This is a genomic window from Bacillus subtilis subsp. subtilis str. 168 (assembly GCF_000009045.1).
Lineage (GTDB): Bacteria > Bacillota > Bacilli > Bacillales > Bacillaceae > Bacillus > Bacillus subtilis.
Genome location: NC_000964.3, coordinates 342,503 through 355,741 on the forward strand (window position 1 = coordinate 342,503; position 13,239 = coordinate 355,741).

At 45.5% G+C, this 13,239-nt stretch carries 12 protein-coding genes; 7 read left to right on the plus strand and 5 right to left on the minus strand.

Features of this window, described 5'->3' with window-relative positions; all coding sequences use genetic code 11:
- Positions 1-35 precede the first annotated feature (35 nt).
- From cah to putR, 6 genes are all read left to right on the plus strand, one after another.
- Positions 36-992, plus strand: coding sequence for a promiscuous acetyl xylan esterase-cephalosporin C deacetylase (gene cah / locus BSU_03180; protein ID NP_388200.1), 957 nt, complete (start codon positions 36-38; stop codon positions 990-992).
- 83 nt (positions 993-1,075) lie between these two features.
- Positions 1,076-1,858, plus strand: coding sequence for a hypothetical protein (gene ycgL / locus BSU_03190; RefSeq protein NP_388201.1), 783 nt, complete (start codon positions 1,076-1,078; stop codon positions 1,856-1,858).
- A gap of 190 nt (positions 1,859-2,048) precedes the next feature.
- Positions 2,049-2,960 carry a proline oxidase gene (gene putB / locus BSU_03200; RefSeq protein NP_388202.1) on the plus strand — a complete coding sequence of 304 codons (912 nt, stop codon included), beginning with the start codon at positions 2,049-2,051 and terminating at the stop codon, positions 2,958-2,960.
- A gap of 16 nt (positions 2,961-2,976) precedes the next feature.
- A complete protein-coding gene (gene putC / locus BSU_03210) occupies positions 2,977-4,524 on the plus strand; it encodes a 1-pyrroline-5-carboxylate dehydrogenase (protein ID NP_388203.2) in 1,548 nt (515 codons plus the stop codon).
- A gap of 123 nt (positions 4,525-4,647) precedes the next feature.
- Positions 4,648-6,069: a proline permease gene (gene putP, locus BSU_03220; protein ID NP_388204.2), complete on the plus strand. Its 1,422-nt coding sequence runs from the start codon at positions 4,648-4,650 to the stop codon at positions 6,067-6,069.
- A 152-nt stretch (positions 6,070-6,221) separates the two neighbouring features.
- Positions 6,222-7,457: a transcriptional activator of proline degradation operon gene (gene putR, locus BSU_03230; RefSeq protein ID NP_388205.2), complete on the plus strand. Its 1,236-nt coding sequence runs from the start codon at positions 6,222-6,224 to the stop codon at positions 7,455-7,457.
- Between the two features lie 36 nt (positions 7,458-7,493).
- On the opposite strand, the gene ycgQ is transcribed toward putR, so the two are convergent.
- The 3 genes from ycgQ to ycgS form a co-directional block, all read right to left on the minus strand.
- Positions 7,494-8,351, minus strand: coding sequence for a hypothetical protein (gene ycgQ, locus BSU_03240; protein NP_388206.1), 858 nt, complete (start codon positions 8,349-8,351; stop codon positions 7,494-7,496).
- A gap of 4 nt (positions 8,352-8,355) precedes the next feature.
- Entirely contained in the window at positions 8,356-9,240 is an 885-nt protein-coding gene (gene ycgR, locus BSU_03250; RefSeq protein ID NP_388207.1) for a putative permease, read from the minus strand.
- Between the two features lie 99 nt (positions 9,241-9,339).
- Positions 9,340-10,194 carry a putative aromatic hydrocarbon hydrolase gene (gene ycgS, locus BSU_03260; RefSeq protein NP_388208.1) on the minus strand — a complete coding sequence of 285 codons (855 nt, stop codon included), beginning with the start codon at positions 10,192-10,194 and terminating at the stop codon, positions 9,340-9,342.
- A 161-nt stretch (positions 10,195-10,355) separates the two neighbouring features.
- Between ycgS and ffoR the strand changes: the two genes are divergently transcribed.
- Positions 10,356-11,366, plus strand: coding sequence for a Fur-regulated NADPH:ferredoxin oxidoreductase (ffoR, locus tag BSU_03270; protein NP_388209.1), 1,011 nt, complete (start codon positions 10,356-10,358; stop codon positions 11,364-11,366).
- A gap of 31 nt (positions 11,367-11,397) precedes the next feature.
- Here the strand turns inward: ffoR and nasF are convergent, their stop codons facing one another.
- A complete protein-coding gene (nasF, locus tag BSU_03280; RefSeq protein NP_388210.1) occupies positions 11,398-12,849 on the minus strand; it encodes a uroporphyrin-III C-methyltransferase in 1,452 nt (483 codons plus the stop codon).
- A gap of 60 nt (positions 12,850-12,909) precedes the next feature.
- Positions 12,910-13,230 (minus strand): assimilatory nitrite reductase subunit, encoded by a 321-nt coding sequence (gene nasE, locus BSU_03290; RefSeq protein ID NP_388211.1) that lies wholly within the window; start codon positions 13,228-13,230, stop codon positions 12,910-12,912.
- Positions 13,231-13,239 lie beyond the last annotated feature (9 nt).

A 13,239-nucleotide genomic window follows, 5' to 3' on the forward strand; every position in this document is an offset into this window, starting at 1 on the left:
ACTAAATCTTATAAAACAAAGGGGAATAATCGGAAATGCAACTATTCGATCTGCCGCTCGACCAATTGCAAACATATAAGCCTGAAAAAACAGCACCGAAAGATTTTTCTGAGTTTTGGAAATTGTCTTTGGAGGAACTTGCAAAAGTCCAAGCAGAACCTGATTTACAGCCGGTTGACTATCCTGCTGACGGAGTAAAAGTGTACCGTCTCACATATAAAAGCTTCGGAAACGCCCGCATTACCGGATGGTACGCGGTGCCTGACAAGGAAGGCCCGCATCCGGCGATCGTGAAATATCATGGCTACAATGCAAGCTATGATGGTGAGATTCATGAAATGGTAAACTGGGCACTCCATGGCTACGCCACATTCGGCATGCTTGTCCGCGGCCAGCAGAGCAGCGAGGATACGAGTATTTCACCGCACGGTCACGCTTTGGGCTGGATGACGAAAGGAATTCTTGATAAAGATACATACTATTACCGCGGTGTTTATTTGGACGCCGTCCGCGCGCTTGAGGTCATCAGCAGCTTCGACGAGGTTGACGAAACAAGGATCGGTGTGACAGGAGGAAGCCAAGGCGGAGGTTTAACCATTGCCGCAGCAGCGCTGTCAGACATTCCAAAAGCCGCGGTTGCCGATTATCCTTATTTAAGCAACTTCGAACGGGCCATTGATGTGGCGCTTGAACAGCCGTACCTTGAAATCAATTCCTTCTTCAGAAGAAATGGCAGCCCGGAAACAGAAGTGCAGGCGATGAAGACACTTTCATATTTCGATATTATGAATCTCGCTGACCGAGTGAAGGTGCCTGTCCTGATGTCAATCGGCCTGATTGACAAGGTCACGCCGCCGTCCACCGTGTTTGCCGCCTACAATCATTTGGAAACAAAGAAAGAGCTGAAGGTGTACCGCTACTTCGGACATGAGTATATCCCTGCTTTTCAAACTGAAAAACTTGCTTTCTTTAAGCAGCATCTTAAAGGCTGATAAATGTGAAAAGCCGCCGCATATCATCAGGCGGTTTTTTTCTGCAAACTGCCGGAATGAGAACAGACTGGAGACGAATAGATATGAAACAAAGAATCATTGATGAATTAAAACGGATCGAGCAGTCATACGGAGTCAAAATCGTGTATGCCGTCGAGTCAGGAAGCCGCGCATGGGGATTTCCCTCGCAGGATAGTGATTACGACGTCCGCTTTATTTATGTTCCGAAAAAGGAGTGGTACTTTTCAATTGAGCAGGAGCGTGATGTCATTGAGGAACCGATTCACGATTTGCTGGATATCAGCGGCTGGGAGCTGAGAAAAACGCTTCGGCTTTTCAAAAAGTCAAACCCTCCGCTACTCGAATGGCTGTCCTCAGACATTGTGTATTATGAAGCATTTACGACCGCAGAGCAGTTAAGAAAACTCCGCACGGAGGCATTTAAGCCTGAAGCAAGCGTGTATCACTATATCAATATGGCGAGAAGGAACGTCAAGGATTATCTACAAGGACAAGAGGTCAAAATTAAAAAGTACTTCTACGTTCTTCGGCCTATTTTGGCCTGCCAATGGATTGAAAAGCACGGAACCATACCGCCAATGGACTTTACTGTTTTGATGAATGAACTTGTTGCTGAACCCGAGCTGAAGGCTGAAATGGAAACCTTGCTTGAACGGAAAAGAAGAGGGGAAGAGCTTGACCTCGAAGCAAGAATCGATGTTATTCACCAATTCATTGAAACGGAAATCGAAAGAATCATGGAAGCGGCAAAAGAACTGAAGGCAGAGAAAAAAGATATGACATCTGAATTGAACCGTTTGCTTTTGAATACGGTTGAAGAAGTGTGGAAGGATGGAGGAAGCTGATGTTTTTTGTCGCTTCCTTTTCTCCTTTATTCGACAGAATCCCCCCCCGACTTTCTAACTATCTGATTGTGGCAAACCCACAAAAATAATCAGAATCTTTGTATTTTGAGAATATTGTGAACGCTGGTTTTGTCCATTTACAATAAACTCATACAAATACTTCTTAGATTGCGGGGTGTTGAGGTTGGAAGTGATCACAAGAGATTTTTTCTTATTTTTATCCAAAAGCGGCTTTCTCAATAAAATGGCGAGGAACTGGGGAAGTCGGGTAGCAGCGGGTAAAATTATCGGCGGGAATGACTTTAACAGTTCAATCCCGACCATTCGACAGCTTAACAGCCAAGGCTTGTCAGTTACTGTCGATCATTTAGGCGAGTTTGTGAACAGCGCCGAGGTCGCACGGGAGCGTACGGAAGAGTGCATTCAAACCATTGCGACCATCGCGGATCAGGAGCTGAACTCACACGTTTCTTTAAAAATGACGTCTTTAGGTTTGGATATAGATATGGATTTGGTGTATGAAAATATGACAAAAATCCTTCAGACGGCCGAGAAACATAAAATCATGGTCACCATTGACATGGAGGACGAAGTCAGATGCCAGAAAACGCTTGATATTTTCAAAGATTTCAGAAAGAAATACGAGCATGTGAGCACAGTGCTGCAAGCCTATCTGTACCGGACGGAAAAAGACATTGACGATTTGGATTCTTTAAACCCGTTCCTTCGCCTTGTAAAAGGAGCTTATAAAGAATCAGAAAAAGTAGCTTTCCCGGAGAAAAGCGATGTCGATGAAAATTACAAAAAAATCATCCGAAAGCAGCTCTTAAACGGTCACTATACAGCGATTGCCACACATGACGACAAAATGATCGACTTTACAAAGCAGCTTGCCAAGGAACATGGCATTGCCAATGACAAGTTTGAATTTCAGATGCTGTACGGCATGCGGTCGCAAACCCAGCTCAGCCTCGTAAAAGAAGGTTATAACATGAGAGTCTACCTGCCATACGGCGAGGATTGGTACGGCTACTTTATGAGACGCCTTGCAGAACGTCCGTCAAACATTGCATTTGCTTTCAAAGGAATGACAAAGAAGTAAAAAAGGAGAGATTATCATGACAACACCTTACAAACACGAGCCATTCACAAATTTCCAAGATCAAAACAACGTGGAAGCGTTTAAAAAAGCGCTTGCGACAGTAAGCGAATATTTAGGAAAAGACTATCCGCTTGTCATTAACGGCGAGAGAGTGGAAACGGAAGCGAAAATCGTTTCAATCAACCCAGCTGATAAAGAAGAAGTCGTCGGCCGAGTGTCAAAAGCGTCTCAAGAGCACGCTGAGCAAGCGATTCAAGCGGCTGCAAAAGCATTTGAAGAGTGGAGATACACGTCTCCTGAAGAGAGAGCGGCTGTCCTGTTCCGCGCTGCTGCCAAAGTCCGCAGAAGAAAACATGAATTCTCAGCTTTGCTTGTGAAAGAAGCAGGAAAGCCTTGGAACGAGGCGGATGCCGATACGGCTGAAGCGATTGACTTCATGGAGTATTATGCACGCCAAATGATCGAACTGGCAAAAGGCAAACCGGTCAACAGCCGTGAAGGCGAGAAAAACCAATATGTATACACGCCGACTGGAGTGACAGTCGTTATCCCGCCTTGGAACTTCTTGTTTGCGATCATGGCAGGCACAACAGTGGCGCCGATCGTTACTGGAAACACAGTGGTTCTGAAACCTGCGAGTGCTACACCTGTTATTGCAGCAAAATTTGTTGAGGTGCTTGAAGAGTCCGGATTGCCAAAAGGCGTAGTCAACTTTGTTCCGGGAAGCGGAGCGGAAGTAGGCGACTATCTTGTTGACCATCCGAAAACAAGCCTTATCACATTTACGGGATCAAGAGAAGTTGGTACGAGAATTTTCGAACGCGCGGCGAAGGTTCAGCCGGGCCAGCAGCATTTAAAGCGTGTCATCGCTGAAATGGGCGGTAAAGATACGGTTGTTGTTGATGAGGATGCGGACATTGAATTAGCGGCTCAATCGATCTTTACTTCAGCATTCGGCTTTGCGGGACAAAAATGCTCTGCAGGTTCACGTGCAGTAGTTCATGAAAAAGTGTATGATCAAGTATTAGAGCGTGTCATTGAAATTACGGAATCAAAAGTAACAGCTAAACCTGACAGTGCAGATGTTTATATGGGACCTGTCATTGACCAAGGTTCTTATGATAAAATTATGAGCTATATTGAGATCGGAAAACAGGAAGGGCGTTTAGTAAGCGGCGGTACTGGTGATGATTCGAAAGGATACTTCATCAAACCGACGATCTTCGCTGACCTTGATCCGAAAGCAAGACTCATGCAGGAAGAAATTTTCGGACCTGTCGTTGCATTTTGTAAAGTGTCAGACTTTGATGAAGCTTTAGAAGTGGCAAACAATACTGAATATGGTTTGACAGGCGCGGTTATCACAAACAACCGCAAGCACATCGAGCGTGCGAAACAGGAATTCCATGTCGGAAACCTATACTTCAACCGCAACTGTACAGGTGCTATCGTCGGCTACCATCCGTTTGGCGGCTTCAAAATGTCGGGAACGGATTCAAAAGCAGGCGGGCCGGATTACTTGGCTCTGCATATGCAAGCAAAAACAATCAGTGAAATGTTCTAAGCGGGACTAAATGGGCATCCTCCCTGCGGGGGTGTCCATTTCATCCATATACTATAAAAAAGAGGAGGAAGTGCCATAGAAAACACACAGCTGATTATTTCGATTTGTATTTATATGGCGGGAATGCTGCTAATCGGCTACTTTGCTTACAAGCGTACGTCGAATCTGACGGATTATATGCTGGGAGGACGCTCTTTGGGTCCGGCAGTAACCGCTCTCAGTGCCGGCGCTGCCGATATGAGCGGCTGGCTGCTAATGGGGCTTCCGGGCGCCATGTTTTCTACTGGTCTGAGCGGCGCTTGGATCGTCATCGGACTTTGCCTTGGAGCGTGGGCGAACTGGCTTTACGTCGCACCACGGCTGAGAACCTATACTGAAAAAGCGGGGAATTCTATTACAATTCCCGGATTCCTGGAAAATCGCTTCGGAGATCAAACAAAGCTTCTCAGACTGTTTTCGGGAATTGTCATTTTAGTCTTTTTCACGTTTTATGTATCGTCCGGAATGGTGTCCGGCGGCGTCTTATTCAACAGCATCTTGGGGATGGATTATCACACCGGCCTGTGGATTGTGACGGGTGTTGTTGTGGCATATACCCTGTTTGGCGGCTTTTTGGCAGTCAGCTGGACAGATTTTGTTCAGGGGATTATTATGTTTGCCGCACTCATTCTTGTGCCGATCGTTACGTTTTTCCACACGGGAGGAGCAGGTGATACAGTTGCTGAAATCCGCTCTGTAGATCCTGATATGTTTAATATTTTCAAAGGAACGAGCGTCCTTGGCATTATTTCTTTGTTTGCCTGGGGGCTGGGATACTTTGGCCAGCCGCATATTATTGTGCGTTTTATGGCGATAACGTCTGTCAAAGAGATCAAAAGAGCGCGCAGAATTGGGATGGGCTGGATGATTTTGTCTGCAGTAGGCGCAGTGCTGACCGGTTTGGGCGGAATCGCTTATTACCATCAGCGCGGCATGACACTGAAGGACCCAGAGACGATTTTTATTCAATTAGGGAATATCTTGTTCCATCCGATTATCACGGGTTTTCTGATTTCAGCGATTTTGGCCGCGATTATGAGTACAATTTCTTCCCAGCTGCTTGTGACATCAAGCTCTCTGGTAGAAGATTTGTATAAGTCGATGTTCAGACGCTCAGCTTCAGATAAAGAACTGGTGTTTTTAGGCCGACTGGCTGTTCTGGCTGTTTCAATTGTCGCGTTGGTTCTGGCTTGGGAGAAAAATAACACCATCCTTGGATTGGTCAGCTACGCGTGGGCGGGCTTCGGTGCATCATTCGGGCCAGTTGTACTGCTCAGTCTGTTTTGGAAACGAATGACCAAATGGGGGGCACTCGCCGGCATGATTGTGGGAGCAGCGACTGTAATCATTTGGGCGAATGCCGGTCTTTCGGACTTTCTGTATGAAATGATACCTGGTTTTGCTGCGAGTCTATTATCTGTCTTTTTTGTCAGCATATTGACGCAGGCTCCGTCACAAGCTGTCACAGACCAGTTCAACGACTACCAAGATACAATGTCGCAATAAAGATCGAAAGGAGGAGGAAGGGGCTGTCCCTTTTTCCTCTTTTCTCCTTTTAAGCGGCCATTTTTTTCTTTTGGAAACAAACGTATTTTTTTCTATACAAAAAGACCCCGTATGGATATGATTAAAGTAAAAAAAGTATAGGAGAAAAAGGTATGGAAGAGCTTTTAGAGAGAGTTTTTTCATTTTCAGATGTTGATAAGCTAATTGATTTTATTAGCTATGAACTGCAAAAGCCAGTGATACTGGAAAGCGCGGATTTCTTTTTGTTAGCCTATAATTCTTACTATATTAACCATTTTGATTCTGCCAACCAGCAGACTATTTTTTCGAAAAAGTGTCCGGTCCAGATTTTTGAGAGGTTTCTGAAGGACGGAATTATTGAAAAATTGAAAACAGAGCCTGAGCCTTTTCGCGTCAATAAAATTGAAAGCATTGGGTTAAACCAGAGGGTGGTCGTGAGTGCAAAGCACAAAGGGGAAGTCATGGGCTACATCTGGATTCAGGAGCTGGACCAAAATCTGACGGATGAAGAGCTCGACTTTTTGTACGAGACCTCCTTCCATGTCGGGAAAATCATTTATAAAACGAATAAATTGAAACAGGAAAAGGAAGAAAAAGCAGAGGATCTCATCAAACGGGCGATCTATCAGCAATTTACCTCTGAGAAGGAACTCAGACGGGAAGCTGAAAGGATCAACACCGTGCTGCCTTCCATGTTTTCAGTTGTTATCCTGCACGCCGCAAATGGGGATGGGGAAGCGGTTGAGGATTTAAAGGAAAATATCAGGTCGTACCTGAATTTACGGGATAAGGTCAGTCATGTCTTAACGATCGAATCAAACATTGTCATCGTCGTAGCGAGTTTTTCCCAAAAAAGCTCCGTCTCCTCAGCAGCTTCTGAGTTTATTAACAAGCTGTTAACACATTTTCACTTTCAAAAAATACCTACCCCTATTTATATCGGTATCGGAAACGAATATAATCACCTATTAAAACTTGGCAAGAGCTACACAGAAGCACTTGAAGTCATCAAAGCCGCAGAAATCACCGGCAATCAGGAAAACATTCCATATGAATATGCCAAACTCGGCATTTACCGCTATTTAGAAAGCATCGAACAGAAAAATGAATTTTTAGAATACGAGAATAAAGATTTAGCTTTATTAAAAGCAAAAGACGAAGAAAGCAGCACTGAGCTGCTCAAAACCTTGGAAATCTATCTCCTCAACAACTGCAAAACAAAACCAGCGGCAGAACAGCTGTTTATTCACCAAAATACATTGAATTACCGCATCAAACAGATTACTGAGATGACGTCGATCGATTTAAGCGATTTCAGAACGCGGTGCCAGCTCTATCTCGATTTGATGCTGATGAAAAAGAAATAAAAAAGAAACCAGTACTTGTACTGGTTTCGTCTTCACTTAAAATCCTCTGTAAACATACGGATCATCAGGTTTTTTAATGGTATTCCAGTCAGTTACTTTGACGACAGGGAGAGTTGACTTGAATGGCTGGTAATATTCTGAGGCCAGAGTGCCCTTAATGTGAATCCATTCATCATCCTTGATGTCCATGTCCTTCGGAAATTCCACAAGCATCCCGTACACGCCGGAATCAGCGATACAGTGAATGATGCCAAACCTTAATACGAACAGCTGATTTTTGTTAATTGCGTTTCCTTTGTAAGCAAATCCATGAAATTCTATCGTCCGTCCGAGAAATTCACCCGGATAGTTATAGATGGTTTCCATTCCTTTTAGGAAATCGTCATCGGTCAGAGAAATCTCTTTTTTGCTGGAATACTTATTAAACAGCTGTTTCATTTGTTTGTCATAGCTGTCTTGCGCGTAATAAAGGCTGGCATCAGGCCGCAAATACTGTGTTTGGGAGTAGTGATCTCCGCTCTCCATCGCCTTAAACGAGAACCCTTTTGTTTTGACTATGGATGAGTCAAGCGTTGCAATCGGGAAGAAGATGCCTGACACCAAAGGAAAAAGAAAAACAACATAAATCAAATAACGCTGATAAAATGGCTTGTTTTGTTCATGGTCATGCTCGTGATCATGGCCGCACCCGCAATCATGGTCATGGTGATGTCCGCTTTTTTCAGGCGACTTGATAAATAGATATGCTTGGACGGCGGTCAGAATGGCCAGCAGGAAGATCGCAATAAAGGAAAGATAGGCATATTTCATATTGATATATTTTGTTAGATTTCCTGAGGCATGCAGATGATAAAAGAAAAACGTAAATCCCATCAGCACCAATAAACGAAACATCCAATCACCCCTTTACCAGTAGTGATCCCGCTAAAACAATCACGACAATGTATGTAATCAGCAGGAAAACAAATCGTTTTTTGAAGGCCGCAAGCATCATCAATAGATTCTTAATATCCACCATTGCACCAAAGACGAGAAAGGCGATTAACGATCCTAATGAAAACGTGCTGCTGAAGGAAGACGCGATGAACGCATCAACTTCTGAACAAAGCGACAGGACAAACGCCAGACCCATCATCACGAGGGAAGAGGATACATCATTCTGCCCGATCGCAAGCAGAGTGGATGTTTTGACATACGTCTGCATAGCGGCTGCGATAAAGGCGCCGATGATTAAATATTTCCCCACGGAGAAAAATTCATCAATGGCATGCCGCAAGGTCCCGCCCAGTTTTTGGAGCAAGGTGCCGTGATGATGATGGTGGTGCCCGGGTTCATCAGGCTTTAAAAGCTGGTTATCCTTAAATTGATAGGATAAGATGACCCCGATGATCAGCGAAACGGCGAGAGCCAGTCCGCCTCTGTAAAAGACCACGCTCCATCTATTCCCGAACGCAATATAAGTAGAAAATAAAACGATAGGATTAATGATAGGCGCGGTCAGCATGAAAGCAACGCCCGCATGCAGAGGAACTCCCTTTAACAGAAGCCGCCTCGTAATCGGGATGATGCCGCATTCGCAGGCGGGAAATAAAACGCCGGCCAGCGCACCGAATAAAACGGCGAGAAAACGGTTTTTCGGCATGATTCTTGCAATCATTTCTTCAGAAACAAACATTTGAATGATTCCGGAAAGTATGACGCCAATCAGAATAAACGGAATGGCTTCTATTAAAATGCTGATAAAAATAGAATTCAGCTGAAGAAAAGATGATTGTGCTGTCACAATAAAACCTCCGCTCATGTTAAGCTGCCTTTCTTATGATACCAGAAAAAAAGGCACTGCTTGTTTGACGGAGGAGGGGAAAGGATCGTTTCACTTTGGTTAGGATTCCAAAAAGCCGAGTAGGATACTGCCTGTTTCTGCAGCTTCTTTTCCGAGCCAAATCAGGTGTCCCCATGAGTGAAGCAAACAGAGAACAGCGCCACGAATGTGCTCTTTTGCATGATGTGCATGTGACAAGTCAACCAATCCGTCATAAACACTTTGCATAATCAGCACGGGACATATGATGGCTTGCAGGTCTTTTAAAGAGACAGCGGCGGTTTGTGACAAGTCAATCAGAAATCCTTCACCCGAGCGCTGCCGGCTGTTCATTTTCCGAAATGCTTCTATGTCTTTTTCATTCATCAAGGACTTGATTCGCTGAAACGGAAGCGTGCTGAATTGGGGGCTCATAGCTCGAAACATCAAACGCGGGAAAGCGTTATTCAAGGAAGAAATCAGCTTCCATATCCACTTTTCCACCGGCGGGCGGAAGAGAATTTCCCCCAATTTATATTCAGTGTCTTTTGGGGTGAGCCACTCTTTGGTGACTGCGGATTGCAGGGTCAATGTATTTACTCTTTCCGGATAATGTGAGGCAAAGCATATGCCGCTCGGCCCTCCTGCTGAGATGGCGATCACATGGACACTCTCGATTTGTAGATGATCTAATAATTTCACATAGAAACGGCAGGCATTGGCAAGACTTTTTCCAATTTCTTTTGACGTCCGTCCATAGCCAGGCCTTGAAGGCGTAATGATGGAATACCCTTGTTCAATCAACGCTGTGTATCCGAATTCCTCGTAACAATTTGAATGCCCGCCATGCATGACAAGGATCGGAGTTCCCTTGCCTGTCACAGAATATTCTAGTGTACCGCCATCGAAGGTGATCGTTTCAACTCGTCTTTTCATCTGTTTCACCCAATTGGTTTTTGCCTATTATAGAGTTTTCAGCAATTGACCACAAGGTAGAAGAAATGAATAAACAAAGGCCCTTGAAATATGATATACTTTGTATTGATATTCATTCTCAATTAAAACTTTGATATAGATGTGAACGGGAGGCAGGACGGATGGCTGAGAATCAAGAGGTATATGACGTTACGATTATAGGCGGGGGGCCGATCGGGCTGTTTACTGCTTTTTACTGCGGGATGCGGGAGCTGAAAACAAAGGTAATCGAATTTTTGCCGAAGCTCGGAGGGAAGGTGTCTTTATTCTTTCCTGAGAAAATCATTCGCGATATCGGCGGCATACCGGGGATTGCGGGAAAGCAGCTGATCGAGCAGCTGAAGGAGCAGGCGGCAACGTTTGATCCTGATATCGTATTGAATCAGCGTGTGACCGGGTTTGAACGCCTAGATGACGGCACCATTGTTCTGACGGGTTCTGAAGGGAAAAAGCACTATACAAGAACTGTGATTTTGGCTTGCGGCATGGGTACACTTGAGGTCAATGAGTTTGACAGCGAGGATGCGGCCCGATATGCGGGCAAAAATCTTCATTATGGAGTGGAGAAGCTCGATGCGTTTAAAGGGAAACGCGTGGTGATATCAGGCGGCGGAGATACTGCGGTCGATTGGGCTAATGAGCTTGAACCGATTGCGGCGTCTGTGACTGTCGTTCATCGGCGTGAGGAATTCGGCGGAATGGAAAGCAGCGTGACGAAAATGAAGCAATCATCGGTGCGGGTGCTTACGCCTTATCGGCTGGAGCAGTTGAACGGAGATGAAGAGGGCATCAAAAGCGTGACCGTTTGTCATACTGAGTCTGGCCAGAGGAAAGACATAGAAATTGATGAGCTGATCATTAATCATGGGTTCAAAATTGATCTCGGGCCGATGATGGAGTGGGGGCTGGAGATTGAAGAAGGAAGGGTGAAAGCTGACAGACATATGCGAACGAATCTTCCGGGCGTGTTTGTGGCGGGCGACGCGGCTTTTTATGAAAGCAAGCTGAGATTGATTGCCGGCGGATTTACGGAAGGCCCGACAGCGGTCAACAGTGCCAAGGCTTATCTGGACCCTAAGGCCGAGAATATGGCGATGTATTCCACCCATCATAAAAAATTGGTGCATAAATAAAACAGCCCTTGAGGAAAAGGGCTGCTTGCCATCAGGTGTGAAGGAGTTTTTTCTCTGCATGTTGATTGTGGATGAAAGCTAGCAATTCATCCTGTTCTTGTACGGCTGTGAATCCATAAATGCCGGCAGCTGAGTCATCGCCTATGCAGACGATAGGAGGGCGGCTTGCTGACGGTTCCGGCAAAATGCCAATTTGTTCGCCACCATTGATCAATTGCTGAACGGACAGCTTGTTTGGGCAAATGACCATGTGCAGCGGGGATTCACTGATGGTACGCTGAATCATGTGGGTGAACCGGTCATCTATGACGTTTTCATGAGTGATATAAAACGAACAGGATTCATGCTTTTGCATGTTTTCCACTGCATGGCGGCTCCCGACAACAAGACGTTTCTCTGAATCAGGCTGAATGGCGGTGACAAGAAAGCCCCGTTTCTCAAGCTCTGTCTTTGCTTGCTCAGATGCTGCACTCAGTTTGGCTGTCAGCTGGCGGATGTCGATTTTCTGAGAAGCCAGTGCTCTGAAAAATTCACAAACCGCCCGGCGCGATGTGAAAAAAACGTCTTCAAAGGTGCCAATCTTTCGAAGAATTTCTTCATTGACAGGCATGTTTTCGGTCCGCCATTTCGGCCACTCGATGAGATCGGCGCCGGAATCGCGCAGCTTGTCTGCAAGCGGGTCTTCATCTTCGCCATGAGTCACAACCATCAAATGCCGTCCGATGAGCGGTTTGCTTTCAAACCAGCTGTGTGTTTGAAAGTTGACGATGTCTCCGATGACGATAATCGCAGGGTTTGTAATCTGGTGTTCCTGCACTTTTTGCTGAATGTTCTCAAGTGTTCCTTTCACACTCCGCTGGCGGCCCCACGTTCCCCATTGGATGACAATGACAGGGACAGAAGGCGATTTCCCGTATGAAATAAGCTGCTGGCAAATATAAGACAAGTTCTTGACACCCATGTAAAAAACAAGGGTTTGAACGCTTCGGGCCAGCCCTTCCCAGTCAAGGTTCGGCGTGCCTTTTAATGATTTATCATGCGCTGTAATCATGGCAAAAGACGATGCAAAATCCCGATGCGTGACGGGGATGCCCGCATATAGCGGCGCTGCAATTCCAGAGGTGATTCCCGGCACCATTTCATAGCGAATGCCGTGCTCATGAAGAGCATCTGCTTCCTCGCCGACTCTGCCGAATACGCTCGGATCTCCGCCCTTCAAGCGAACGACGGTTAACCCATTTAATGCTTTTTCAACCAGCAGGGCGTTAATTTCTTTTTGTTTCATAAAATGGCGGTTTGGCAGTTTTCCGCAATAAATAAACTGGCAGTCCGGTGATGCAAATTCGAGCAGCTTCGGGTTGGCGAGCCGGTCATATAAAATCACATCTGCTTCCTTGAGCGCCTGTTTTCCTTTGATGGTGAGCAGGCCTGGGTCGCCGGGTCCGGCTCCCACGAAATATACGATTCCGTTCTTCATGATCATGTCATCCTTCCGTCACTGTAAAAAATGAAGGACCACTAGAAAAGTGATCCGGTCTTTTGATCAATATACGAGATAAACATGTTCTCCTTCGATCAGCGTTTCATATGTTTTGACGCATCCGTGGTCAGGTTCTTGGACGATTCCGTCTTCTAAGGAAATTTTCCAGTCGTGCATCGGGCAGAAAACATATTGACCGCTGACGATGCCTTCTGCCAGGACGCCGCCCTTATGCGGACAGCGGTTTTCAATGGCGCGGATGCTTCCGTCTGAAAGCTTGAAAACCGCGAGCTCCTTATCTTCAATATACACTGTTTTGCCTAATTGTTCAGGCAATTCTTCAATTTTTCCGATACATACTTTTGTTACGTCTTTGTTTACCATGTCCATTCC